Source organism: Pseudomonadota bacterium (assembly GCA_022361155.1).
In the GTDB taxonomy this organism is placed as follows: Bacteria; Myxococcota_A; Polyangia; order Polyangiales; family JAKSBK01; genus JAKSBK01.
Genome location: JAKSBK010000421.1, coordinates 14,109 through 39,634 on the forward strand (window position 1 = coordinate 14,109; position 25,526 = coordinate 39,634).

Genomic DNA, 25,526 nt, shown 5'->3' on the forward strand with positions numbered 1-25,526 from the left:
AACCTAGTACCGCCTGCCCGGGGATCATGATGGATTCTTGGTGACCCCAACGGGATTCGAACCCGTGTTACCGGCGTGAGAGGCCGATGTCCTGAACCGCTAGACGATGGGGCCGGGATTTCAATTCGGGTCTGGCAGGACCCATAGCTCGGGGACTAGGATTCGAACCTAGATAACCAGAACCAGAATCTGGTGTCCTGCCGTTAGACGATCCCCGAAAAGCACCAACAGGGGCGCATGTTTCTAGCGCCTCCTGTCTTTGGGTGTCAAGCAAGCCTCGTTCCTATCCAACATGGCGCCGTCGCGGCTTGGATCTCGGATCCGGGATGGCGTTGCCGGTGAGGCGCATGCTGCGTTGACGAGTCCGCTGGCCCGGCGTAATTGCTGCTGGACCCGCGCTGGCGCGGGCCGCTGAGGACGGATTCTGGATGCCAAAGGACGGCTATCGGGTCGCCGTGGTTGGGGCCACGGGCGCTGTGGGGCAGCACATGCTCGGCATTCTTGCCGAGCGCTCCTTCCCAGTCAGCGAGATCGTGGTGTTTGGCTCCGCGCGCAGTGCCGGCCGCAGGCTCTCGTGGGCGGGCCGCGAGCTTGCGGTCGCGCCGCTCGAGCCGGCGGTCTTTGCTGGTGTCGAGCTCGCCTTGTTTTCGGCTGGCTCGAGCGTGTCACGCGAGTGGGGGCCTGTGGCTGCGGGCCAGGGTGCCCTGGTAGTCGACAACTCGTCTGCCTGGCGCATGGACCCCGAGGTGCCGTTGTGCGTGCCCGAGGTCAACCTCGAAGCAGCCCGGAGTCGGCCCAAGGGCATCGTGGCCAATCCCAACTGCTCCACGATCCAGATGGTGCTTGTCCTAAAGCCATTGCACGACGTGGCGCGGATCCGGCGCGTGGTGGTTTCCACGTATCAGGCGATCAGCGGCGCTGGCAGCCAAGCCCTCGAAGCGCTGCGAGACCAGCAACGCGGGCTCACGGCGGGTGAAGGGCTCGAGACCGAGCGCCTTGCGGGCCGGCTGGCGGGTAACCTGCTCATGCACTGGAAGGTCGACCGCAGCACGGGCTACCAAGAAGAAGAGCTCAAGATGCTGCACGAGACCCGCAAGATCCTGGATGACTCCGAGATTCGGGTCTCGCCGACCACGGTGCGCGTCCCGGTCGAGGTGGGCCACAGCGAAAGCGTCGCCGTCGAGACGGAGAGGCCCATCACTCCGGAACAGGCACGGAAACTGCTTTCAGACGCAGCAGGAGTCGAGGTCGTGGACGACTTTGCCCAGGGTGTCTACCCACAACCGATCGACGTGGCGGGCAAGGACCCGGTGCTGGTGGGCCGTATCCGCGAAGACCTGGGCAACCCAGGGGGCCTTCAGATGTGGATCGTCGGCGACAATCTCCGGAAAGGCGCGGCGCTCAATGCCATCCAAATCGCAGAACAGCTCCTGCTCTGACAGCTTGTCGCAGCCGCCGGGGCGCGAGCGCCAATCTGGCGCAGCCAGGACGTCGGATCAAAACAAGCGAAATGCTTATCAAGGCGGACCGGTAAGGGCGATTGCCCAACCGCACGGGCCCGGTTGGCGCGTGTGGGGCATCGTGCTTGGGGCCGTGATCGGGTGCTTGCCTGCTGCGGGCCCGGCGCTCGCGCAGGCTACGTTTCCGGTCCTGTTGACGGCCGTGGGCGATCGGACCGGCACCACCTTCAACCTGTCCAATAACCCGATCAACGCGCATGAATGCCGAGACAACATCGTGCTGACCTTCTGGCTTCAGGAGCTGCCCCAAACAGCACCCAGGATCGAGATCTGGTCGGGCATCGACTGCGTCGAGGAGGCCCGGCGTAACCCCACCGTCAACCAAATGCCCTGTACTCCCATCCAGACCGTGGATCGAGGCAATCAAATGCAGATCCCCGATGTCCAGATTCGGGTGCAAGACGGTGCGTCTCCCTTGGGAGGCGGAGCCGGGGCACCAGGCGCAGGTTCAGTGGGCGGCGCCGGCGGCGGCGCAGCCGGAGCCGGAGGCATGGCGGGCGCGGCCGGCGCCGGGGCGGCCGGTTTTTCCGGGCGCATGCATGATGGGGTCGGCGAAGACCCGGGTGGTCCCACCCCACGTAGGGACAGTCCCGGGGCACCTGCCCTCGGATTGCCGTGCGACAACTTGTCGGAGAAGCGGATCTACTGGTTCATCGCACTCAAGACCACGGGCGGGCCTGCGGAAGCATCGGCGCAGTTCGAGGTCACCTTCGATACCATCGCTCCTGACGCTCCCCAGGGCGTGACCGCGGGGAGGGGGCAGAGCCAGATTCCGATCTCGTGGCAGCTCGTGGATGATACAAACAAGTATCGTATATACTACGATGTGAACATCGATACAGCCTGTGTATCGACGTTGTTCAGCGAAGGCGTGGATCCTCTTACGCTTTCTCCGGAGGTGAGCTTCAAGGAAGTCAACTCGCCTTTGGCCACCAGCTCGACGCTGGACAACGTGGTGCCGCTGTTCGGGACGGCGGCCGTGGCTGTATCAGCCGTGGACCGGGCTGGCAACCACAGCCCGCTCTCCAACGTCGCCTGCGCCATGGGCGTGCCCACCGACGGCTTTTGGGACATCTACCGGGACCGGATCGGGCACACCCCGGATGAAGGCTGTAGCGTGCTGGGTGGCGCGCCAGGGGCTGGCTCGCAGGCGGGGAGGCTTCCATGGTCCGGTTGCGCCTGGGGCCTGACCCTGCTGCTGGTCCCGCTGCTGGTGTTGCGGCGCAGCGCGCGCGCACGCAGGAGCGGGCCATGAGCCGTTGCACGCGGTTGGCGGCCGCTCTGGCGGCGGCGTCTTGCCTTTGCTGGGCCGGGCTCGACCTGTCGTCGGCGCTTGCGCAATACGACGAGCAAACCCCGACCCAGAAGCCCGGTTTCCAATCGCCCGAAGGCTTTGGCTTCGAGTTCAGGCTCGGGCCCTTCAAGCCCACCGACAACGTGGTCTTCGAGGAGGTGTTCAGCGATTCGGGCCCGATGCTCGCGACCGAGCTCGATATCCACGCCCATAGGTTGCCCGAGATCGGGGTCGCGAGCGTTGGCCTCGGCCTGGGCTGGGCTCGCTACGAGGCGGGCGCCTGCCAAGTGGAGACCTGCCAAGGCATGCGTCTTGAAGAGAAAACTACGCTCAGGCTGGTGCCCTTTTCGTTGCTGGCGGTGGCGCGGCTGGATGCCTTGCCGCGACGTTTCGGGGTCCCCTTGGTGCTCACGGCCAAGCTCGGCTACGAGTGGGTGCTGTGGGACACAGCTACCGGGGGCGTGGACGACGCCAGCGGCGTCAGCCCAGGCTTTCGTTGGGCGCTGCAGCTGGCGTTCGACCTGGGCGTGTTTCAGCCGCGCTCCGCCCGCATGCTCGACGAGGAGTGGGGGATCAACCTCTCGTTCCTGTTTCTCGAGCTCTACGGCAGCACGGCCGAGGGCGACTCGCTGCCCGTCGGGGGCGAGAGCTGGGCTGCCGGGCTCGGGTTCCTTTTCTAGCCCGTTCCTGTCCAGAATGGCGCCAGAGCGGCTTTCGTCCTCGTCCCGGGCCTGCGCGGTGTCGACTCTGAACCGCAGTACTCCCAGTATTCCTCGGTCCGGTCCTGCGGGCGCGCTCGCTCTGGCATCCATTCTGAACAGGAACAGGGTTTCGGAGACACTCTCTATGACCACGAGTTGGGCCGGCGTCCGCATCGTCGTGGCGTACGACGGCGCGCGTCTGGCAGGCTGGCAGCGGCAGCCGGGACGCCGCACGGTTCAAGGTGCGCTCGAGCAAGCGCTCGACCGGATCGGTGGCTGGCATTCCGAGGTGCGCGGTGCGAGCCGGACCGACGCGGGGGTGCACGCGCTCGGTCAGGTGGCTGCCTTCGATGCGGGCCGCAAGCTCGAGCCCCGGCGTTGGGTCGCGGCGCTCAATCGCTACCTGCCTGAGGATATCGCCGTCCAGGCGGCCGAGGGCTGCGCGCGCGGCTACGATCCGCGCTTCCATGCGGTCTGCAAAACCTACCGCTACCTGCTCTGGGCTGCCCGCCCGCGTCAGCCCCTGCAGCGCATGACCGCCTGGCACCCCTCGACGCTGCTGCCGCGCACAGGACTCGACACCGAAGCCATGCGGCAGGCCGCGCAGCAGCTGGTCGGGACCCACGACTTTCGCGCCTTTCAGGCGGCCGACGACCATCGGCGCAACACTACGCGCACCCTTTACACGGTGAACGTCACCCCTTGCCACCAGTCCGAGCCTCACCTGATGGCGATCGAGGTCACCGGCAGCGCGTTCCTCAAAAACATGGTTCGCATCCTGGTCGGCACCCTGGTGGAGGTGGGCAGGGGTCGGCTCGGCCCCGGTGACATCGCCAGCCTGCTGGGCCCTGAAGGCCGGCGCCAGGCCGCAGGGCAGACAGCGCCGGCTCACGGACTGACGCTGCTGTCGCTGGAGTTGGGTTCCGTGGAAACGGAAGCCTCAGGCTCGTGGGCCGGCTCACGCTGAAGCGAGCGGGCTTCCGCTCAATGCTGCAATGCGCACCCGCGTCAGCTCGGCGAGCTCCTTGACCGGCAGGCGCTCGACGTCGGCGACGCCGATGCACTCACCAATACGCACCTCGACGTGTCCGGGATGCAGGAGCAGAGCCTTCTTGGGCAGAATGGCTCGCGTGCCACGAATGCCTACCGGCAGTATGGGCACCAGCGCCTTCTTGGCCAGGTGGAATCCGCCGGTCTTGAACTTTCCAACGCTGCCGGTTTCGCTGCGTGTTCCTTCGGGAAAGATGGCAACGGTGAGCCCCGCGTGAATGGCTGCTGCGGCCGCATCCAGCGACTCGATGGCGCTCTTGCGGCTTTGGCGATCGATGAGCACATGGCCACCCGCGCGCAGCGCCGCAGCCAGAAACGGAACCCTTGCGAGCTCCTGCTTGGCCACGAACCCAGGTACCATTGGAAGGGTCAGAAACAGCGTGGGGATATCCACCAGACTCTGGTGATTGCACACGACGATGTAGGGGCGGCTGGCGCTAGCGTGATCGCCGCCGTGCACCTCGAGGCTGACGCCCCAACTCTTGACGAGTCCCCGAGCCCACACGCGTTCCAGGCGCCGAAAGACGCTGACGTTGCCGCTGCTCGCCACGGCGACGACACCCAAGGAGCTCATCAGCACGGTCCACGGCAGGGTCAGGGCAGTGTTGAGGCAGGGGCGAAGTGTCATGCCGATTAGGACCCGTTCAAGAATGGCTCTTCTCGTCTTCGTCGGCCCCGTCGAAATACCACCACTACCACCAGTCTGATGATCGATCAGATGTCTTGAGAAAAAGTTTGGTGAGGGCGTATTGCTGGCTGGACGATTCGGCAGCGGGTTGCGACGACATCGTGGTCGTGGTCGTGGTCGTGGTCGTGGCCGTGGCCGGTCCGAGGCAACCTAGGCAGTGGTGAGTATCGTGGGCGGGTGCTTGGTCAGGGTCAGGGGCTGGGTCGGGGCCTGACACGGGTCGGGATCGCGGTCGTGGGCCTCGGTCCCCTGGCTCGGCCTCGGTCCCTGTCTTGAGCCTGGGTCCCTGAACTGCTGCCCATCCCTAAGGCACAGATCATGTCCAGTAGATTCTTTCAACACCACATGTGCCGGATCACCAGTACCACCAGTATTCGTCGTCGTCGCGCCTTGCCAGCGGCGCCCGGCCCTCGTCGATCCGGAAAAGTCATTTTCCAGATCCGGATCGGGTACTCGAGCGCACGCACTGGAATCCGTTCTTTGTGAACTGCGTGCAGGAAAGTGCGCCATCCACGCCACGCTGTAGCGGAAGCTGCTACGCTGCATAGTTCAGGTCCGCTACCGTGCGAAGACGACTTGCCAGTTCGGTGATGGCTCGGGCACGCTCGAGCCGGCCGTGCCGTACCGGATGGGCACGTGCTTCGACTGCCGGGCTGCTGGCACTTGGCTTGACCCTCAGCGCCGCCTCCTGCGCTCGCCCGAGCCGCGGCAGCGACCTCCGAGCCACGGGATCGACCGCGCTCAAGACAGGCTTCGTAAGCCGGGAGCAGGGAGGTATCCGCTGGACCTACCCCATCAAGGCCGAAGCACAGGTGCGTTCGTTGCAGGAGATCCGGCAAGAGGCATGGGGTCGAATCAGCGCCGAGCTCGGGCCGGAGCTTGGCCCTGCGTTCGAGGTTCGCATCGCAAGAAACCTCGAGGAAATGCAGGAGCTTGCCCCCCCGGGTCTGCGCGTCCCGACCTACGCGGTCGGGCTGGCGCTGCCTGCTCACGCGGACCACGGGCTGATTCTGCTCAGCATGACGGCACCCAAGACCTTCACCTTGGTCGATCTCGAAACCGTCTTCGTCCACGAGCTGTCGCACCTGGCGTTCGTGCGCGCTACCGGCGCGCACCCAACCCCCCGCTGGCTTTCGGAAGGCCTGGCCGTGCTCCAGGCCAAAGAACGGCCACTAGCCCGTTTTCGGACCTTGTGGGCGGGGACCGTGGCTGGGAGACTCATGACGCTGGAGGATTTGGAGAGGGGCTTTCCGGGCCGGCACCACAGAATCGACCTGGCCTACGCACAGAGCGCGGACTTCGTGGCCTTCTTGCGAGACGGACCCGCGATGCAGCAGCGTTTCGGGGCCCTGATACGACACGTGCGTGACGGGATGCCCTGGAAGCAAGCGGTCGACAGGGCCTACCGGGTGTCCATCGGCGAGCTCGAGCGACAGTGGAACGTAGAGCTGCGCCGGCGGTTCGGTCGCCTGCCGCTGATCCTGAGCGGCCTTGCCGGCCTCGGCGTTGTGGGCCTGCTCCTGCTGCTGATGGGTTACGCGCGCGGGCGCCGGCGCGATGCGGCCACGTTGCGCCGCTGGAACCAGGAGGAGCGCGCCGAAGAGCGCGCCGCTGCCGCCGCCAGGTTGACTCGAGCCTCGGAGCAAGGCCCCGGGCCGTCGGTGGCAGACAAGCCGGACGTTTACGTGCCGTCGCCCAGCATGCCGCGCAAGATCGCGGCAGTGAGGACGCCGTCGCGATCCAGGCCGCAACCGGGCGACCTCCCCACGATCCGCTACGACGGACAGAACCATACGTTGCACTGACTACTCCGTGGCTGCTCCGTGAGCTTGAAGGTCACCGAGATGGATTGCCATCCTCGACCCATGGCTGAGGAATCCAACGGTGCAGCTGCACTGCCCAATTCAGGGGGCGTCCCCGAGCGGCCAGGTGACCAGGGCCGGAAACAGGATGAGCGCCAGCAGGCCGATCAGCTGGATGACGATGAACGGTATGACGCCGCGATAGATGGTCGTTGTCTGTACGCTGTCAGGCGTCACGCCGCGCAGATAAAAGAGGGCGAAACCAAAAGGTGGAGTCAAGAACGAAGTCTGCAGGTTCATGCCAACCATCACGCCGAACCATACGAGATCGACGCCCAGCAGGCGCGCCGCAGGCACGAGCAACGGCAACAAGATGAAGGCGATTTCGAAGAAGTCGAGAAAAAAGCCCAGCGAAAACACGGCGAGGTTCGCCACGAACAGGAAGCCGGTGCGTCCACCGGGAAGGTTGGTCAGCAGATCCTCGATCCAGACGTCGCCATAGAGGCCACGAAAGACGAGTGAAAAGGCCGTCGAGCCGACGAGCAGCAACATCACCATGCTGGTCAACGACATGGTGCTGTTGGAGGTTTGGCGCAGCGCTCCGAGACTGAGTCGTCCCCGCAAGCCCGCAAGCACGATCGCTCCCACGGCACCGAGGGCGCCAGCCTCGGTCGGCGTTGCCACGCCGGCGAAGATACTGCCCAGCACGAGCACGATCAGGAGCAAGGGCGGCGCCATGACCAGGGCCGACTGGCGCCACAGCGCAGAGCCCCTCGCGGTCCGGTGCTCTTCGGGCAGGGCCGGCGCGGCCTTGGGTTGCAGCAGCGCCACCGACGCCACATAGGCCGCGTACAGGGCCGCGAGCAGCAGGCCGGGCAGCAGCGCCCCCACGAACAGATCGCCGACCGATACGCCCAGCTGATCCGCCAGCACGACCAGCACGACCGAGGGCGGAATGATCTGCCCGAGTGTTCCCGCTGCACTGATGACCCCCGCCGACAAGCTGGCGGAGTAGCCGGTGCGCAGCATAACCGGCAGCGAAATAAGCCCCATGGCAACGACGGATGCTCCCACCACGCCTGTGGCGGCAGCGAGCAGCGCGCCCACGAATACGACTGCGAGCGCCAGGCCTCCGCGCAACGGTCCAAAGAGCATGCCGATGCTGTGCAGCAGATCTTCGGCCAGCTTTGACCGCTCGAGCAGCGTGCCCATGAAGACGAAAAAGGGCACCGCGAGCAAGACGTAGTTGGACATGATCCCGAAAATGCGCTCCGGCAAAGCCTGCAGCAGCGTCCACTCGAAGTACCCGCCCGCCACGCCGATAACGGCAAACAGCAGCGCCGTTCCGCCCAGAGAAAACGCTACAGGGTAGCCGACGAATATGAGTGCGAACGCAGCCACGAACATGAGCGGCCCCAAGTACTGCTCGCTCACGCGTCTTCTCTCGAGTGTCCGGCAAGCAGCGCCACCTTCTTGATCGCTAGCGCTACGCCCTGTCCCGCAAGCAGAGCGAAAGCTGCGACGATCACGCTCTTGAGCGGGTAGCGCGGCAGACCGTCCGGGTCGGGAGAACCCTCCATGATCTGCCACGAGCTCAGCACGGCGGGCCAGGAAACGTATGCGGCGAAGGTGCAGAAGGGCAACAACAGCAATAGCGTTCCCAGAAGATCGATCCAGGCCTTGGTGCGCGTGCCGAGTCGGCCGTAGAACACGTCCACGCGCACATGAGCATTGTGAGCAAGCGTAGGCGCGGCGCCCAGCAGGAACACCACACTGAACATGTACCATTGAAGCTCGATGTAGGTGTTGGAGCTCAGCTCGGTTCCAACGAAGCGCCCCAAGTAGCGAGCAAGCGCGTTGTACGTTCCCACCAGGATCATCAGCAAAGTGATCCACGCCACGCCACGGCCGAGCGCGAGGCTGATGCGGTCGATGGCACCGGCGACTTGGAGCCAGATCTTCAAGAGGCCGCGGGCCCTAAAGGGGTAAGTTGCCGTGCTTGCGCGGCGGGTTGCTGTCGCGTTTTTCCCGCAGCAGCTCGAGCGCGCCGATGACGTGCCGGCGTGTGCTTCGCGGGTGTATCACGGCATCGACGAAGCCGAGCTCGGCGGCCTTGAAGGGGTTGGCAAACTTGCTGCGGTACTCCTCGACGAACCGCAGTCTGGCGAGCTCCTCGTCGTCAGCGTCCTCGATCTCTTTGCGGTACACGATGTTCACGGCGCCCTCGGGTCCCATCACCGCGACTTCGGCTGTGGGATAGGCGTAGTTGATGTCACCACGAATGTGCTTGGAGCTCATGACGTCGTAGGCGCCGCCGTAGGCCTTGCGTGTGATCACGGTCACTTTGGGCACGGTAGCTTCGCAGTAAGCATAGAGCAGCTTGGCACCATGCTTGATGATGCCGCCGTATTCCTGACTCGTGCCGGGAAGAAAGCCGGGTACGTCCACGAACGTGAGCAGGGGGATGTTGAAGCAATCGCAAAAACGCACGAAGCGGCCCGCCTTGAGCGACGCGTCGATGTCCAGGCAACCTGCGAGCACCAGCGGTTGATTCGCGACGATTCCAACGCTCTGTCCAGCCAGGCGTGCGAAGCCTACGATGATGTTGGTAGCGAAACCCGAGTGGATCTGAAACAGCTTCCCCGCGTCCACCACGTGCTCGATGAGCTGCAGCATGTCGTAAGGTTTGGAAGGATCTTGCGGCACCAGGCTCTCGAGCTGCTCACACGGCGTATCGACGGGATCGGTGCACTCGGCTCTGGGAGGGTCTTGTTGGTTGTTGCTCGGAAGAAACGAAAGGAGCCGGCGTACTTCTTTCAGGCAGTGCTCGTCGTCGTCGCACGCGAAGTGAGCCACGCCGCTCTTGTTGTTGTGTGTAGCGGCGCCGCCGAGCTCCTCCTTGCTGACCTTCTCGTGGGTCACGGTGCGTATGACATCCGGGCCGGTTATGAACATGTAGGATGAGCCGCTCACCATGAAGACGAAATCCGTGAGCGCGGGGCTGTACACGGCGCCTCCGGCACACGGACCCATGATCGCGCTGATTTGCGGCACGACGCCCGACGCCAAGGTGTTTCGCAGGAAGATCTCTGCATAACCGGCAAGCGATTCGACACCCTCCTGGATGCGTGCGCCGCCCGAGTCGTTGAGCCCGATCACCGGAGCGCCGACCTTGAGCGCAAGGTCCATGATCTTGCAGATCTTCTCCGCGTAGGCTGCGCTCAGCGAGCCGCCGAACACCGTAAAATCCTGCGCGAACACAAATACCTTGCGTCCGTCCACAAGACCGTAGCCCGTGACGACTCCGTCTCCCGGTATCCGCTGCTCATCCATGCGGAAGTCGTGGCAGCGGTGGGTGACGAGGCGGTCGAGCTCCACAAAGGACCCCGCGTCGAGCAACAGATCGATGCGCTCGCGGGCGGTGCGCTTGCCTGAGGCATGCTGCTTGTCGATTCGGCTTTGGCCGCCTCCCAGGAGGGCCAGCCGGTCCAGCCGTTCGAGACGCTCGACGGGATCCGTGAGCTTTTCGTCCGCCATGGGCCCGAGGCATAGCGGACAAGCGCCGGCAGGGGAAGACGCCCTCAGCGGTTTGTCTTGCCCCCACCCTCGAGGGCCGTAGGCATTTGCGGGTCGCTCTTGCGGGCCAGTGCATCCTTGATGTCGATTCCGAGGGGCCAGACTACGCCAGCAAGGCCCCCGACGCCGGACGTAACAAGCTTGGCCAACTGCAGCAGGATCCCGGTCGCGAGGGCGTTGGCTTCAGCCACCCCGACCCGGCCGTACAGAAAGACCATCGCACCCTCGACCGCGCCGGCACCGCCTACCGTCAGCGGAAAATAGGTGGCGGCCGCTGCCAGCGGCACGACCACCAGAGAGTCCATGGGTGTCACGGTCGCATCCAGCGCCGTAACCAGTACATGGCCGCTGACCGCCACGAGCGTATGCGTAGCCATGGCGAACGGGGCAGCCAGCATGAAGGGCCAAAACAGCTTGATCGCCGGCAGGCCCGCGGCCCAGCGGCTCAGGCCTCCCGGCAGCCACTCCGCCAGGCGCCGGCCCAGGCCGATCGCCAAGATGACGCCGATGCCGGCGGTCAGGCCCAGCGCGCTCCACAGCCAGATACCCTCGACGCCTGGGAGCGGGTTCAGATAGAACACGCTGGCCGCCAGCAGGATTAAGCCCGCTAGACCGAAAACCCGATCTACGAACACGACCGCGAGCGCTCCGGTCAGTCCGCGCTCCGAAAATGCCTGCCGGGTGCCAAGCGCACGCAACAGGTCGCCCGCTACCGCGCCCGGTAGCAGGTTGTAGAACATGCCTACCAGGTGCAGGTGCAGCAGGCGTCGAAGTCGAGGTGGGTTGCCGGCCCCGTAGGCGCGCAGAATGAGGGACCATCGGACCGCTGCCAGCGCCAGAGCCAGCAGGTACAGCGCGATACCGAGCACGACCGCCCAGGCGGACACCCGACCGAGGGCCCCCAGCAATTGCGCGGGCTCGACGATGGTGAGCAGGTAGCCCAGGGCGCCGGTGGTGATGAGCAGACGCAGCGCCAAGCCCGTGAACCGCCGAACGGGCCGGCGCGCCGTGCCCTTCCTGGGCTCCGCCACCGGTCAGGACTCAAGCGTTCCCACGAACTGCTCGTAGGCGTCCGCGTCCATCAGCGCCTTGAGCTCCCGCTTATCGGTGGGGCGAATCAGTACCATCCAGCCCTCACCGTAGGGCGCTTCGTTGACCAGCTCGGGGCTTTCCTGCAGCTGGTCGTTGATCTCCACGATCTCCCCGCTAATGGGAGCGAACAGCTCGCTCACCGCCTTGACAGACTCGATGTCCCCGAAGTGCGCGAGCGCTTCCAGCGTTGTCTGCGGCTCCGGCAGGTCCACCAGCGTGATGTCGCCAAGCTGCTCGACCGCAAAGGACGTGATCCCGATGCGGACGACGTCCCCTTCGTCGGATGCCCACTCGTGATCCTTGGTGTACCTCAGGTTCGCTGGAAAAGTTGCCATGATCTATTTTCACCGTTGCCGCTTATAAAATGGAGTGCGTACGACTTCCGCCTTCACGACCTTGCCGCGGATCTCGATCCCCAGCTCGGTCCCTCGCTTGGATGCCGCGGTGGGGACGTAGGCAAGACCGAGGTTGTGCCCCACGGTGAGACCTGGGCCGCCGCTTGTGACGCGGCCAATTCGCTCACCTGACCTGTCTAGCACCGGGTAGCCGGTACGTGCGATACCTCGTCCACGCATCTGGAAGCCCACCAGCTTGCGCGAAACTCCCTGCCGCTTGCAGGCTTGCAGCGCGGACTGGCCCAGGAAGCTCGGCTTGCTCAAATTGACGACCCAGCCGATTCCGGCCTCGAAGGGATTCGTGCTTTCGTCGATGTCCTGCCCGTACAGACACAAGCGTGCTTCCAGGCGCAGCGTGTCTCGGGCTCCCAGACCCGCCGGCTGGAGCCCGAATCGGTCACTTTTCTTCATCACCTGTCGCCAGATTGGCACTGCGGCATCGGGCTCGCAGAACAGCTCGAAGCCGTCCTCGCCTGTGTAACCGGTGCGTGCGGCGATAATCGAGCGGCCGCAAAGGTCCCCGCGGGCGAGCCGAAACGGTGCCAGGCCGGTCAAGTCAGCTTCTGCGCCGCAGGCGCGCAGGATGCTCTCGGCCTTGGGTCCCTGCAGCGCCATTAGGGCGTAATCGTCGCTTCGGTCTACGAACTGGCAGCGCTGGGCAGTGAGTTGTCGAAAATGAGACACCAGCTTGGTGCGGTTGGCCGCGTTGCAGACGACCACAAAGCGCTCGTGCTGCAGGCGGTAAACAATAAGGTCGTCGAGGATTCCTCCCTGCTCGTTGCAGCACACGGTGTACATGGCCTGACCCGCCTCGAGACTGTCGACGTCGCCCGCTACGATATACTGGAGGGCCGCACACGCGCCCGGCCCCTGCAGCACGAACTCGCCCATGTGCGACACATCGAACAGGCCCGCCGCCTCGCGCACCGCACGATGCTCCGCGGTCACCCCGCTGTAGCGGACGGGCAACCTGAACCCCGCGAAATCGACCAGGCGGCCCCCGAGTTCCCGGTGGACCTCATCCAGGGGGCTTGGGCGCGAGACCGACTCCATGCCGGGACCATAGCGGTGCTGTGCACCCCACGGCAAGCGATGAAAGCAACCTCCGTCCCACGCGGCCGATAATCGCGGCAAAGGAGCGCCGGCATGAACACACTTCGGGTCTATCGCGGGGGCGAGCTGATTCACGACGCTCGGCTCGGCAGCTGTCCGCTAGAGATAGGCTCTGCCGCCGACTGCGACCTTCGCGTGCAGGACCCGGAGATCGGACCGCGCCATTGGCTCGTGCGCGAGCAAGCGGGCAGCGTAGTCGCCTACGACGTTGGCGGTGGCAAGTCCCGGCGTTCGCTGCCATTGCCCTTGGCGCAGCCCGTTCCCCTCGGTAGACACCACCGCCTACTGCGAGTGCAGGCTCCGCAGACGAAGGGGCGCGGCCATGCGAGGGGTCCGAGCGAAGGCCCTGGGGATCGGGGCTCGAGTTGCCCGCCGGGCGCTGCGCTGAGCCTGGTGGTCGGGTGCGGGCAGGACGCACGCCGGTTTGCGGTGCGCGACAAGCCCATCTCGGTCGGCTCGGCGTCCGAAAACCAGCTCGTGCTGCACGACCAAGCTGTCAGCCCGCAGCATTGCCGCTTCCAGCCGAGCCGAGCTGGCCTGCTGGTAAAGGATCTCGGCAGTCGCAACGGCACTTACCTGGATGGCGTGCGGGTGCAGCAAGCCTATGTGCTGCCGGGTTCGCGCATCCGGTTGGGGCGCACGGACCTGTGGGCCCTCGAACGCCGTCCGGCGGCTGACCCTGAGTTTCCGATTGCAGCTTCCGTGGCGATGCGACAGGTGCTGGCCGAGGCAACGCGCTACGCCAGGCTTCCGTGGCCGGTCTTGCTCTTGGGAGAGACGGGCTGCGGCAAGGAGGTCCTGGCACGCCGGCTGCATGAGCAAAGCGCACGCCCCGGGCGCTTTGTGGCGCTCAACGCCGGCGGACTGCCCGCGCAGCTGGTGGAATCCGAGCTGTTCGGTCACGAGCGGGGCTCGTTTACGGGAGCAACCAACCGCCATTGCGGAGCCTTCGAGCAGGCGCATCGCGGCACGTTGTTCCTGGATGAGATCGGTGAGCTGCCGCTTGCGCTGCAGGCGCGGCTGCTTCGCGTGTTGGAAACCTGGCGCATCCGGCGGGTAGGAGCGGAGAGCGAGCTGGCGGTGGACGTGCGTCTCGTTTGTGCCACGCACCGCGACCTACGCAGCCTGGCCGGCTCCTCCGAGTTTCGTCTCGATTTGTACTACCGTCTTGCCCGTCTGGTGATTGAAATCGCACCCCTGCGCGAGCGAGCCGATGACATCGAACCGCTCGCTGCCCATTTTCTACGCTCGATTCAGTCGCAGGTGGGTCCCCGCTCGCTCAGCCCGGAAGCGCTGGCGCTCTTGCGCGGATACTCCTGGCCCGGCAACGCCCGCGAGCTCATGAACGTGCTTTGCATTGCTGCGGCCGCCGGTCCCTCCCCTTGCATCGAGCGTGATGACGTTGCAGCCGCGCTACGCCGCATCACAGCAGAGGCCAGCAACGAATTCAGTCCGAAGGCGCTGCGGCGGGTAGTCGACGGCTACGGCGGCAACGTCGCCGCAGCCGCGAGGGCGCTGGGTGTGCCGCGGACTACGTTGCGCGATCGCATCAAGCCTTAGTTCCTGCCCAGAATCGCGCCAGGCCGGCTTTCGTCCTCGAAAAAATCCTCGAAATAGCGCTGCTATTCCTGCGGTTTTTTACTGCGGGCGCGCTCGCCCTGGCCCTGGCATCGGATTCTGGGCAGGAACTGGGTCTTAAACCGGTATGGCGCCAGGTACAGCCACGGAGCGCGGCGCGGACCTCGTTGGTTACGGCGGGTGACCGCGGGCGCGGCGAAACGCGTCGCGTGCAAGACGCACCCGCATCGACACCAGCTCGGAGCCTACTTCGAGCGCGCGTTGCCAGCTGGCGGACTTCGACTTGCCGTGCAGGCGAGGGCGGCACTCGATCGTGACCCAAGAGACGCGCAGTCCGGCACGAAGCGCTCGAATCGGGAACTCGAAATTCAGAAAAAACGTGTCCGAAGCCAGTTGCTGCGGCAGGAAGAGCGCACGCCGAAAAAGGTACGGGCCATCGCTCTTCAGACGCACACCGTGCAGCAGCGTGATCAGGGTTCGCACGCCGAGCGAGAGCGACTTACGCACGAGCCCGTCGTCGCGGCTGGCGTAGGCGGAAAGCACGACGTCAGCCTTTTCGGCAGCGGCCGCTTGCCTCAGCGTGCCGATCGCTTGGGGCGCGATCTGCCCATCTGCCGGAAGGAACGTGACCCACTCGCCGCGCGCGGCCGCAACTCCCGTCTTCAGGCCGGCTCCCATCCCGCAGCGCCGGTCGTGGCGCACGCTGCGCGCCGCAAAGCCGGCGAGGGCTTGATCGGCGAGCTCACCGCTGCCGTCCGAGGAACCGTCGTCCACGAACACGATCTCGCTGTCGGGCTCGTGCGCGCTCAGCCATGTGCGGAGCTCCCGCAGCACCGCAGGCACGCTGCGCGCCTCATCGTGCGCCAAGATCACAACGGAAAGGTCGAGTGTGTCCATTGGATGACAAGAGCGCTCGGGTACTAGCTGCGTTCTCGCAGCACGCGAGCCGGGACGCCTGCGGCCACGCTGAAGGGGGGGATCGAGCGTGTGACCACGGCGCCGGCCCCGATCTGCGCCCCCTCTCCAATGCGGACACCTGGGAGTACGACGCAGCCGACGCCAAGGTCCGCGTGGCGTTCGATGGTCACGGGTGCGAGGTCCAGCGGCGCGAACAGGATCGGAATGCTTCGATCCACTTCCTTGTGCACCGAGGTCAGGATCTTGACCCCCGGCGCTATGCCGACCCGCTCACCGATCTCGATGCCGCCGGCGCTGTGCAGGAAACACTGTTGCCCGATCCAGGCCTCGTCGCCGATATCCATCCAGTTGTGGTGGTAGCCCTTCAGGATGGTCTGGTGTCCTACATACACGTTGTCACCCAGACGTATCCGGCTGGGATGAAACACCATCACGCCGGGTTCGAGAACGCAATGGTCGCCGCGCGCGGCGAAGTCGTCTGGCTGAAACTGCCCGCTCCCGTGGCTCCGGTGGCGCATGATCGAAGCAGGTTGATCCGAAAGCTCCTAAGGCTCCACCCAAGCCTATGGACCGCTCGCGTCGATGCGGTAGAGCAGGATGTCGTCTTCGTTTAGAGCGTCGGTCGATGATTGCAGCATGACGTCCCCCGGGAAGGTTCCCATGCCGACGAAGGTGCCCGTGCCCACCACCGCGCCGTCGTTGGGATCCAGGGCGAGCGCGGCGAAATCGTTGTCGCCGTCGGCGCCGATGGCCTGGACCCAGAGCAACTCGCCATCCAGGTCGTACTTGGCGATGGAGTTGCTGTCGTCGCTTGCCCCTGGGGCCTTGGACCTGACCGCCTCCACGAGTCCCGGGGCTGCCCCGAAGGTCGCGATGCTCCGGATGCGCCCGCCGACATATAAGAAGCCGCCGCTGGAAATCGGTCCCGGGTCGTAAACTGCGATCGCATAGCCACGGTCTCTTTCGGGCCCACCCGCTTTCTTGACCCACAATAGGTTGCCATCCGGATCGTACTTGGCGAGGAATTGGTCGTTGTCGTTGCTGTCGTGGGCCTCGACGGTGAGATCGGTTGGGCTGTCGGTGCAGGGCGGGTTAGGCACGGCCGGATCGACGCCCGGGGCCGGGGCCGGTGTCCCTGGCTTGTGCGGGGCTTTCGCAAAGAGCGCGCAGCCCCGGAACGTGCCGGTGACGTAGACATTGCCGGCCGAGTCGTGGGCCACGCTCTGGCTCACGGTTTGCTTGGTAGGAAAGCCGGCATGAGTGGCCCAGAGCAGATTGCCGCTCTTGTCGTAGTGCACCAGCAAGGCATCGGACGCGGCCGCCAGCCCACCGTAGGTGGTTAGCACCAGGCTCGAGCCCGAAGCGCCGGAGAGTTGCTTTGTTGCCGCGCCGGTCAGCTGCCCCGCGACGCTCCTGTTGCCCATCGGGTCGATGCTGACGCCAAAGCCCGCCGATTCGCCCTTGGCTCCGCCCGCACTGTCCGCCCAAAGCACGTTGCCCTGCTTGTCGTACTCGACCAAGAACAGGTCCGGCTTTCCCTGGCTCCTCAGGGACATCTCCATCGTTGCGGTGTCGAATACGAGCGTGCCCTCGAACTCACCCGATACCAAGATGTTGCCGCTCACCGGGTCGATGGCCACGCCTTGCGGGACCGCGGCACCCGCCCCATCCATGGAGGGCGTCAGCGACGCGGTCTCCGACCAGCGCGCACTGCCCTCGGGGTCGAAGCGGACGACGAACAGGTTCAGGTGGCTCGACCTGAGGGGCTTTGCCGGGTCGAACCCGGCCTCTCCAACAAAGGCTCCGACCGCCACCACGGAGTTGTCGCTGGGGTCCACTGCGAGCCCGAAGATCTCACCCTCCTTGCCCATGCCGGGCGCGGATTTGACCCAGAGCAGCTTGCCGCTCTTGTCGTACTTCGCGAGCGCCGGGTCCTCGTCGGCATGGCTCGTCACGCTCATATCATCGAAGGTGACCGTGCCGTAACGCTCGGCATTGAGTCCCCAGCAGGCCAGCGCGTCCTCGGTCTCGCCGTCCGACGAGTCGCCTAGGCCGATACCCACATAGACGTTGCCCATACGGTCCACCGCGACCGCGCTGGCGTCGTCGTCGGTGAGCCCTCCGGCGCAACGGCTCCACGTGGTTGCCGTCCCGTTGCCGGTGCGCTCGCAAGAGGCCCTTACTTCGCTGGCGGGTCCCAGCTTTGCGCAGCGAGCAGCCGTTGGATCGCCTCCCTGTCCGCCAGCGCCCGCGGCTGAAGCCCCGCCTGTCCCCGAGGCACCGCCAGCGCCCGCCCCACCTTCGCCACCTTGGCCGCTGGCGCCGGAGCCTCCACCGCCCCCGGCCGCACCGGCGTCGCCAGCAGCACCGCTACCGGCCATGGGCAAAGGGCTCTCGTCGCCTCCGCAGGCCGCGGCCAGCAGGGCGCTTGCGAGCACGAGCCACGCCGGCAGGGGAGGCGACAAGCGCCCACGTGCGCCGACGGCCAGCCGAGTCGCGTGTCTGGTTTGCACGAGCATTTACCTTTGCTGCGATCCGACCTGCGGGTTTGAGGCACTACGTCGAAGGACTCATACGACGGGGACGGCCGCGAGGAGGCATGGCCGCGGCCGATCGAGTTGTTCTTGGGTGGACCCTTAGCTCAATTCCCGTCCGCACGAAAGCGCCAGAACAGGATGTCGTCGTCGTTGTTGCCCACGTTGCCGGATGCCGACTGCAGCATGATGCCACCCTGAAAAATCGCTGTCCCGGCGAAGTTGCCGGTTCCGACAACCGCTCCGTCGGTCGGGTCCACCGCGATGTCCTCCAGATCGTTGTCGCCAGTGCCGCCCACCGTCTTGACCCACAGGAGGTTGCCCTCCAGGTCGTACTTGGCGACCGCATGGCTGTCGCCGCCAAAGCCGCTGCCCGTGCTGGGAGACGTAGCCATAAGCGTTGGGCCCGGTGGGGTGCCGAAGGTCGCGGTCCCCTGAATGCGGCCGCCGACATACAAGGCAGGTGGACCCGCCGCCGGATTGGGTGGGATGGGGTCGTACACCTCGATGGCGTAGCCGCGGTCGTCTTCTAGACCACCCGCAGTCTTGACCCAGAGCGGGATTCCGCTGGGGTCGTACTTGACGATGAACCAGTCCGCGTCCCCTGCCCCTGCCGACTTGGCTGCGAGGTAGCCCGGGCCGTTCACGCACGCTGCGGCAGGCACAAAGGGGGCTGCCGGTAGGTTCGGCACGACTGGGGTCATGGGGAAGAACGCGCAGTCGGTGAAGCGTCCGGTTACGTAAACGTTGCCGAGTGAGTCGTGACCCACGCCCTCACCGCGCGTGCGTTGGGTGGGATTGCCGGCGTGGGTGGCCCACATGACTTTGCCCAGGGCGTCGTAGTGCACGAGGATCATGTCGCCTCGAGTCCCTATAGGCGTGAGGGCGATATCACCGCCGAATTGGTCCGTGATGTGCTCGACTCCGCTGCCGCTCATGGTGCCCACCACCAGCTCGCTGCCGTCGCCCGGCTCGATCGTGATGTCGCGTCCCACCGACCTATCCCCTTGTCCGCCCGCGTCGTCGGCCCAAAGCACGTTGCCCGCCTTGTCGAACTCGGCGACGAACATGTCGGTCGTGCCCTGCGCGGTGAGCACTCTCGGCTGAGGGGTCGTGGCACCGAACGTGATCGTGCCTTCGAAGTCCCCGGTCACAATGATGTTTTCGGTGGAGGGCACGACCGCCACACCCCAAGCATCGGCGTCGCCGTTACCCATCGCGTCCGGGACCACCATGGCGGTCTGGGACCATGCCAGGGTTCCGTCCGGGAAAAACTCCGCGATGAAAAGGTCTCGGTGCTGGGAGACCAGCGGTACATTGGGGTCCCAAGCAGCGGCGCCTTGGAAATCGCCCACCGCGATTACGCTCCCGTCCACGGGGTCCACCGCCACGGCCCGCACTTCGCCTTCCCCACCCATGCCGGGCGCCGATTTCACCCAAATCAGATTGCCGGCTCGATCGTACTTGGCCAGGGCGGGGTCCTCGTCGCCGTCGCTGCTCAAGGCCATCCCGCCGAAGTCGACCGTGCCGTATTCCGTCGCGGAGATCCCGAAGCACATGGTGGCCTGTCGAGTCTCGTCCGTGTCGGAATCCCCCATGCCCACGCCAAGATAGATGTTGCCAGCAAGATCCACGCCGATGGCGTTGCCGTCGTCGTCGGTCATGCTCCCCACGCAGCGCGCCCAGGTTTCGGGGCTGCCGATGCCGGTCATTTGACAGCTTCGCAGCTCCTGACCCGGGGGGGTCACGCTCGCACACGGGTTTGTCGCGCCACCCCCGCCGCTGGTCGCGCCGGTTCCTGGCATCGCCGGATCGGTGCCGCCCCCGCAAGCATACGACGCTAGGAGCATGCTCGTGCCTAGCGCGAAAGCAAGACGCCTCATGTGTCACCTCCAGGATCGGTCCAAGGTCAGCAGCAAAGCGGCTCCAAGCGATACTAGTCTGTGAGGGCCCATGTGGGCCATTGTGGCTCAGCGGGTCGACTCTTTTTTTGACGATACTACAGCGGCAGGGGCTGACTGCACGCGGTCTGTAGCGCGCCCAGGTCGGGGGTGGCTTGACCGGCGGGTAGGGAAAGGTGGGCGGGATTGCGCGTTTTTTATGTGAGACGCCTAAACCGCACGCGTTTCAGTCGTTTGCCACAGTGTGCCAGCCGAATCCACAGCCCTCCTGGTAGCTGTCGTCAGCGGGGTGCGCGGCGCGGGTCAGAGCGTCGTGTGCACGAATCTGGCGATAGCGCTCGCGCACAAGCTGGGGCCGGTGGTCGTGGTGGATACCTGCCTGCAAAACCCGTCGCAGCACAAGCTGTTCGGCTTCGAGGCACCGGAGGTCACGCTCGAGTCGTTCCTGGCGGGTCAGCGGAGCCTCGAGGCGTCCGCGCTCGAAACCGTCGCAAAGGGTGTACGCCTGGTGTGCGGCTTCGCCGCGCAGCACCAGCTTGGGACCGCCGCCGTCGATGAGCTGGTGCAGCAGGCGCGCGGCCTTGATGCCAAGGCCGTCGTGTTCGACTGCGATCGCAACCTCACGGCGCACGAGCTGCTGTTGCGCGCGGACGCGCGGGTCCTGGTCGTCACGCCTGGAACGAATGGCATCCAGGCCGCCTACGCCGTGATGCACGGTGCGATCTTGGAGCTCATCCAGAGCCTGGCAGGTGACGAAGCCTCGCAGGCGGCGCTCGAGCGAGCAGCCCGAAGCGTGCCCGACGGTCGCATCGGTAAGATGGTCGCCGGCCTGGCGAGCAGCGAGCCCGCGCTTTCCGAGCGCCTCGAACAAGCCTTGGGCAACTACGAGCTTTCGTTGCTCGGCAATCTGCTTGCTTCCTCGCAGGACAGCAACGAGATCCACGCGCTCGGCCGCCTGCTTCAGGAGGTGCTTGCAATTCGCGTGGCGACGGTGGGCGCCCTGCGACGCTCGGACCGCATAGAGCAGTCGGCTGCGGACGGTGCGCCTTTCATACGCCGGTGGCGCAAAGAGCAAGAGGAACGCTGGCTGCTGAAGATCGCCGAGCGCCTTGCGGGGCTGAAGCCACGGCCAGTCGAGCCGGTGGCGAAAGTCAAGGCGCCGCCGGCAGCGCGCCCACCCATCAGCCGACGGCCGGGGGCCGACAAGAGGCTGTTACCCTCGGAGCTTCAGCGCTACCAGCGCCGCCACGAGCGCTACCGAGCTCGCTGGCCGGTTGTGGTCGAGGTCGGCGGGGTGCGGGCGCGCATGGTCCTGACCGATGTGTCTGCCGGCGGGGCTGCACTGAAAGGCGAGCTTGCGGCGAGCGTGGGCCAGGAGGTGCGCATCAGCTTCTCGGATATGCCCGAGGGACCCCGGTTGACCGCGGTGGTGCGCTACGTGAATCCGCAAGCAACCCAGTTCGGCACCGAGTTTCAGGGTGAGAAGGCCCAACGCATCGGCAAGCGTTTGGTGGCGTTGGCGAAAGCCGAAATCGAGAAAGCCAAGAGGGCGAGCCGGACCTCTTCCTGTCCGGCGCCATAGTTACGAAGCCTTCGACTCGCCTTTGCCGAGGGCTTCCAGGCCGCAGATCGAGGTCATGCGCACGATTTCTGCCACCGACGCGCCACGAGGCAGCAGACCGACCGCGCGCCGCAGGCCCAAGATGACCGGTCCGATCACATCGCCGTCGGCGAGCACGCGGGCCAGGCGGAAAGCGATGTTGGCGGCGCCCAGGGTGGGGAACACCAACACATTGGCCGGCCGGCCCAGGCGCCGGTCTTTCGGAATGAGCTCCTCGAAGTCGTTTGGGCTCACCGCCCAGTCAGCCTGGATCTCGCCTATCACCGGCAGGTTCGGCGCGCGCACGCGCACGATCTTGACGGCCTCCGCAACCTTGCGCGCCTCGGGGTGATCGGACTCCCCGAAGTTGGAAAAGGACAGCATCGCCACCACAGGTTCCACCTCGAAGCGACGGGCGGCATTCGCGGTCGCGATGGCGATGCCCGCCAGGGTCTCGGCATCGGGGGCGATGTTGAGGGTGGTGTCGGCAAAGAAGAGCGTCCGGTCGCGCAGGCGTACGATGTGCATGCCCGCCGCATGCCGGTAGCCCTCGGCCGTGCCGACGATCCGCAGGACCTTGCGAGCCGCCTGGGGATAGGCGGTCTCTGCCCCCGCCACAAGCGCGCTGACCCGTCCCGCCTCCAGCAGGAGAATCGCGCACAGCAAGGGGTCGTTGATGATGTTCTGGCGGGCGATCACGGGGTCGCCGTCGCGTCCGAGGGTCTTGCGATAGATGTCCACCAGCTCGTCCAGTCCCTCGAGCGTCCGGGGTTCCACGATCTTGGCCTCGGGGATCTTGACGCCCAGATCGCGGGCGCGCTTGTTCACCGTGACCGGGTTGCCCAACAGCATGCAGTGAGCGACGCGCTGCTCGCCGAGCTCTTGCACGGCTCGCAGGACCTTCTCGTTGAGGGACTCGGGGAACACCGCCCAAGGCCGTTGGGTCCTGCTTTTGCGTTGCGCCAGGGACACGAACGTGCGGGTCAGATCCAGGCGCTGCGCGAGCTCCTCGCGGTATTGGTCGAGATCGAGCGCGCGGCGCGCCACACCGGATTCGACGGCGGCCTTCGCCACGGCGTGCGATTCCCAGACCAGAACGCGCGGATCGAAGGGCTTGGGGATCAGGTAGTCGCGTCCAAAGTGGAACCGTTCCCCGCCGTAGGCGCGGCTGACCGACTCGGGAACGTCCTCGCGTGCGAGCGCAGCGAGCGAGCGCGCCGCAGCCACCATCATCTCGCGACTGATGGAGCGGGCTCGCGTGTCGAGCGCGCCCCGAAAAATGAAGGGGAAACCAAGGACGTTGTTGATTTGATTGGGGAAGTCGCTACGACCCGTACCCATGATGAGGTCGTCGCGCACCGCGTGGGCTTCTTCGGGCAGAATTTCAGGCCACGGGTTTGAGAGCGCGAAGACGATCGGGTCTCTCGCCATGGCCCGGATCATGTCGGGCTTGAAGGCGCCGGCTACCGACAGCCCGATCAGGATGTCGGCGTCCTTGACCACGTCGGTCAGGGTCCTGCGACCGTCGTCGGGATGGGCGTACGGGGCCTTGTACTTGTTGACGTTTTCGCGGCCCTCGTAGATGTAGCCCTTGGTGTCGCACAGGAGGATGTTCTCGTGCCGGAACCCCAGGGCCTCGTACAGCCTGGCTCCCGAGATGGCGGAGGCACCGGCGCCGCTGATGACCATGAGGCACTGTGCGGGATCCTTGCCGGCGAGCTCGCAGGCGTTCAGCAGGGCGGCTCCGGAGATGATGGCCGTTCCATGCTGATCGTCGTGAAAGACCGGGATGTCCATGGCCTCTTCAAGGGCCGGTTCGATCTCGAAGCACTCGGGCGCCTTGACATCTTCCAGGTTGATACCGCCGAACGTGGGCTCCAGGCGGCGCGTTGTTTCGATGAATTCCTCGACGGTGGGCGCGTCGATCTCGAGATCGAAGACGTCGATGTCGGCGAAGCGTTTGAACAGAACCGCCTTGCCCTCCATCACGGGCTTGCCTGCTCTGGGTCCGATGTTGCCCAGGCCGAGCACGGCCGAACCGTTGCTGACGACCGCCACGAGATTGCCCCGCGCGGTGTATTCGTTGACGCGTTCCGGTAGCTCGGCGATGTCCAGGCACGGTTCCGCCACGCCGGGGGTGTAAGCAAGGGAAAGATCGCGCTGGGTTGCTGTCGGTTTGGTGCAGCGGATTTCGATTTTTCCAGGCCGGCCCCGGCTATGGTACGCGAGCGCTGCTTCACGGTTGCTCATGCGGTTCCTCGTAGCTCGAGTTGCAGGGGGGCTCGTGCGTCAATAGAGCGACGCATGCAAGCGGGTTGGCAGTGTTGCATCCGCGCACGCCAGCCGCCACAGATGCTTTCGACTTTCGAGAGTCCAGCTGCAATCGTCGCCGTTACCTTCTCGGATAGCCCTGTTTGCGTTTCATTTATTAGGCAAACGTGATTCATCACCGAACTTCCTCGTGAGCGCGGTCAGGGTCCCGAAAACGCTTGCTGCAGCGCTTGGACCTCGTGTGTCAAATCGCCACCGACACGCAGGAAGGCTTGTAGCGCGCCGCGTGCTCCCGGCTCGTCGCGGTCTGCGAGCTTCAGCCAGCCGAGCTGAAGCAGGGCGCGGGGGTCGCCACGCTCGAGCTGCGCTTGCAGCAGCGCGTACGCTTGCCGCCGAGCCGAGAGACGGAACAGCAGCACGGCGGCCTCGCGCACGGTGTCTTCGCGCCCCATGAGGAAGGTGCGCGCTTGCCGAACGACTGGAGGGCGCTCGCTCCGCAACGGTCCTGCCTTGCCCAGCAGCGCCACTTGATCCGAGGGCAAGAAGAACAGTGCCCGGCGCAGCTCGGCGAGGGCGCGCTGGCCCTGGTTGCGTTGCGTGAGCCAGCGAGCCCTGGCGACTACATGGTTGCGTACGATCGCTCCCGCCGTGTCCGTGTCGCCCGTCGGGCCCTGGGCCAGCTCGAGGCCGACCAAAGCCGCGAGTCGCTCTGCGACGTCAAACGATGCTTGGCCTGACACGCCCGTCCCGTCGCTGTTGGCCGGTGGGGTGGGGAAGCTAACGAGATACGGGCCGGCGACTATCGCTTCACGACGCTCGCCACCTTCCGAAGCGATGGCGACCCCGCCGCGAGCGCGCTCGAGGGCGCCCGCGAGGTAGCGGGCCCGGTTGGTCGTGCCGGGTCCCTTCACCGGCCGGCCATCGAAGAGGGGATGCGTTGCCAGGGTACGCCAATGCCAAGTCGACGTGATGAGGCCGGGCACGACGACCGCGACGTCCGGGCGTGCACCGCTGATGTCCTTGTGCATCATCCAGGTTGCTGCAGTGAAATCGCTCTCGGCAACGACGAGCGCTCTGGCCGGCGGGGTCGCCAGCAGCGCCAAACCCAAGGTGTCGAGCACCGGCAGGTCGCTCTCGAGCGACCGATGGGCTTGCCCCAGATTTGGCAGGTTGAGCGCCAGCGTGGCTAGTGCGATCGCGACGATGGGCGTCATGCGAGGTCGCCGCGACAGCAAGGCCCCCAGGCCGGCGGCCCCGACGACGATCAGCATCGCAGTTGCCGGCCCAAGGTAGGCCACGTTGTCTGGGACATGGCTTGCAAGGGGCTGAAGAGCTCCAGCGACAAGCGGCAACCCGCAGATCAGCAGCAGCGTGCGCCCCAGGCCTGGCGGCAGGCGCTTGCGCTGCCAGGAGCCAAGGATCACCGCGGTCCCGAGCAGCGGTGTGACTCCCGAGACAAGGGCAACGTAGAGCAGCACGTGTAGGAGATTCGC

The 25,526-nt window shown here is 65.7% G+C and carries 20 protein-coding genes and 2 tRNA genes; 7 read left to right on the forward strand and 15 right to left on the reverse strand.

Annotated features, from left to right (window positions below):
* Positions 1 to 38: 38 nt before the first annotated feature.
* Both MJD61_16215 and MJD61_16220 read right to left on the reverse strand, forming a co-directional pair.
* Positions 39 to 114: transfer RNA gene (locus tag MJD61_16215), tRNA-Glu, on the reverse strand.
* A gap of 33 nt (positions 115 to 147) precedes the next feature.
* Positions 148 to 218, reverse strand: a tRNA-Gln gene (locus MJD61_16220).
* A gap of 210 nt (positions 219 to 428) precedes the next feature.
* Between MJD61_16220 and MJD61_16225 the strand changes: the two genes are divergently transcribed.
* The 4 genes from MJD61_16225 (at position 429) to truA (ending at position 4,482) form a co-directional block, all read left to right on the forward strand.
* Complete coding sequence (locus tag MJD61_16225; GenBank protein ID MCG8556809.1) at positions 429 to 1,439, forward strand: aspartate-semialdehyde dehydrogenase; 1,011 nt, start codon at positions 429 to 431, stop codon at positions 1,437 to 1,439.
* Positions 1,440 to 1,569: 130 nt separating this feature from the next.
* Positions 1,570 to 2,775 (forward strand): hypothetical protein, encoded by a 1,206-nt coding sequence (locus MJD61_16230; GenBank protein ID MCG8556810.1) that lies wholly within the window; start codon positions 1,570 to 1,572, stop codon positions 2,773 to 2,775.
* Positions 2,772 to 3,494 carry an MXAN_2562 family outer membrane beta-barrel protein gene (locus MJD61_16235; GenBank protein MCG8556811.1) on the forward strand — a complete coding sequence of 241 codons (723 nt, stop codon included), beginning with the start codon at positions 2,772 to 2,774 and terminating at the stop codon, positions 3,492 to 3,494. Before MJD61_16230 ends, MJD61_16235 begins: the two co-directional genes overlap by 4 nt.
* A 166-nt stretch (positions 3,495 to 3,660) precedes the next feature.
* Positions 3,661 to 4,482 carry a tRNA pseudouridine(38-40) synthase TruA gene (truA, locus tag MJD61_16240; GenBank protein MCG8556812.1) on the forward strand — a complete coding sequence of 274 codons (822 nt, stop codon included), beginning with the start codon at positions 3,661 to 3,663 and terminating at the stop codon, positions 4,480 to 4,482.
* Here the strand turns inward: truA and MJD61_16245 are convergent.
* Positions 4,474 to 5,193: a 1-acyl-sn-glycerol-3-phosphate acyltransferase gene (locus MJD61_16245; GenBank protein MCG8556813.1), complete on the reverse strand. Its 720-nt coding sequence runs from the start codon at positions 5,191 to 5,193 to the stop codon at positions 4,474 to 4,476. The two genes, truA and MJD61_16245, sit on opposite strands and share 9 nt — an antisense overlap.
* A gap of 647 nt (positions 5,194 to 5,840) precedes the next feature.
* Here MJD61_16245 and MJD61_16250 point away from each other — a divergent pair.
* On the forward strand, positions 5,841 to 7,058 hold the full coding sequence (locus MJD61_16250) for a hypothetical protein (protein MCG8556814.1): 1,218 nt from the start codon (positions 5,841 to 5,843) through the stop codon (positions 7,056 to 7,058).
* A 99-nt stretch (positions 7,059 to 7,157) separates the two neighbouring features.
* On the opposite strand, the gene MJD61_16255 is transcribed toward MJD61_16250, so the two are convergent.
* The 6 genes from MJD61_16255 to gcvT are packed head-to-tail and all read right to left on the reverse strand — an operon-like array spanning position 7,158 to position 13,171.
* A complete protein-coding gene (locus MJD61_16255) occupies positions 7,158 to 8,489 on the reverse strand; it encodes a TRAP transporter large permease subunit (GenBank protein MCG8556815.1) in 1,332 nt (443 codons plus the stop codon).
* On the reverse strand, positions 8,486 to 9,019 hold the full coding sequence (locus tag MJD61_16260; GenBank protein MCG8556816.1) for a TRAP transporter small permease subunit: 534 nt from the start codon (positions 9,017 to 9,019) through the stop codon (positions 8,486 to 8,488). The genes MJD61_16255 and MJD61_16260 overlap by 4 nt, the downstream gene beginning before the upstream one ends.
* Positions 9,020 to 9,032: 13 nt before the next feature.
* The gene (locus tag MJD61_16265) at positions 9,033 to 10,592 is read right to left on the reverse strand and encodes an acyl-CoA carboxylase subunit beta (protein ID MCG8556817.1); all 1,560 of its coding nucleotides are present in this window, start codon (positions 10,590 to 10,592) and stop codon (positions 9,033 to 9,035) included.
* A 44-nt stretch (positions 10,593 to 10,636) separates the two neighbouring features.
* Positions 10,637 to 11,662 (reverse strand): flippase-like domain-containing protein, encoded by a 1,026-nt coding sequence (locus tag MJD61_16270; GenBank protein ID MCG8556818.1) that lies wholly within the window; start codon positions 11,660 to 11,662, stop codon positions 10,637 to 10,639.
* 3 nt (positions 11,663 to 11,665) lie between these two features.
* Positions 11,666 to 12,058 carry a glycine cleavage system protein GcvH gene (gene gcvH / locus MJD61_16275; protein ID MCG8556819.1) on the reverse strand — a complete coding sequence of 131 codons (393 nt, stop codon included), beginning with the start codon at positions 12,056 to 12,058 and terminating at the stop codon, positions 11,666 to 11,668.
* A gap of 9 nt (positions 12,059 to 12,067) precedes the next feature.
* On the reverse strand, positions 12,068 to 13,171 hold the full coding sequence (gene gcvT, locus MJD61_16280; GenBank protein ID MCG8556820.1) for a glycine cleavage system aminomethyltransferase GcvT: 1,104 nt from the start codon (positions 13,169 to 13,171) through the stop codon (positions 12,068 to 12,070).
* 93 nt (positions 13,172 to 13,264) lie between these two features.
* On the opposite strand from gcvT, the gene MJD61_16285 reads away from it, so the two are divergent.
* Entirely contained in the window at positions 13,265 to 14,791 is a 1,527-nt protein-coding gene (locus tag MJD61_16285) for a sigma 54-interacting transcriptional regulator (protein MCG8556821.1), read from the forward strand.
* Positions 14,792 to 14,980: 189 nt separating this feature from the next.
* Here the strand turns inward: MJD61_16285 and MJD61_16290 are convergent, their stop codons facing one another.
* From MJD61_16290 to MJD61_16305, 4 genes are all read right to left on the reverse strand, one after another.
* Positions 14,981 to 15,706, reverse strand: coding sequence for a glycosyltransferase family 2 protein (locus MJD61_16290; protein ID MCG8556822.1), 726 nt, complete (start codon positions 15,704 to 15,706; stop codon positions 14,981 to 14,983).
* 23 nt (positions 15,707 to 15,729) lie between these two features.
* Positions 15,730 to 16,245, reverse strand: a complete 516-nt coding sequence (locus tag MJD61_16295; protein ID MCG8556823.1) for an acyltransferase — start codon at positions 16,243 to 16,245, stop codon at positions 15,730 to 15,732.
* A 45-nt stretch (positions 16,246 to 16,290) separates the two neighbouring features.
* Positions 16,291 to 18,240 (reverse strand): SBBP repeat-containing protein, encoded by a 1,950-nt coding sequence (locus tag MJD61_16300; protein MCG8556824.1) that lies wholly within the window; start codon positions 18,238 to 18,240, stop codon positions 16,291 to 16,293.
* Between the two features lie 128 nt (positions 18,241 to 18,368).
* Positions 18,369 to 20,144, reverse strand: a complete 1,776-nt coding sequence (locus MJD61_16305) for an SBBP repeat-containing protein (protein ID MCG8556825.1) — start codon at positions 20,142 to 20,144, stop codon at positions 18,369 to 18,371.
* A 262-nt stretch (positions 20,145 to 20,406) separates the two neighbouring features.
* Between MJD61_16305 and MJD61_16310 the strand changes: the two genes are divergently transcribed.
* On the forward strand, positions 20,407 to 21,744 hold the full coding sequence (locus tag MJD61_16310) for a PilZ domain-containing protein (GenBank protein ID MCG8556826.1): 1,338 nt from the start codon (positions 20,407 to 20,409) through the stop codon (positions 21,742 to 21,744).
* Here the strand turns inward: MJD61_16310 and MJD61_16315 are convergent, their stop codons facing one another.
* Positions 21,745 to 24,012, reverse strand: coding sequence for an NADP-dependent malic enzyme (locus tag MJD61_16315; protein MCG8556827.1), 2,268 nt, complete (start codon positions 24,010 to 24,012; stop codon positions 21,745 to 21,747).
* A gap of 221 nt (positions 24,013 to 24,233) precedes the next feature.
* A partial coding sequence (locus MJD61_16320) for a hypothetical protein (GenBank protein ID MCG8556828.1) occupies positions 24,234 to 25,526 on the reverse strand: 1,293 nt, incomplete at its 5' end.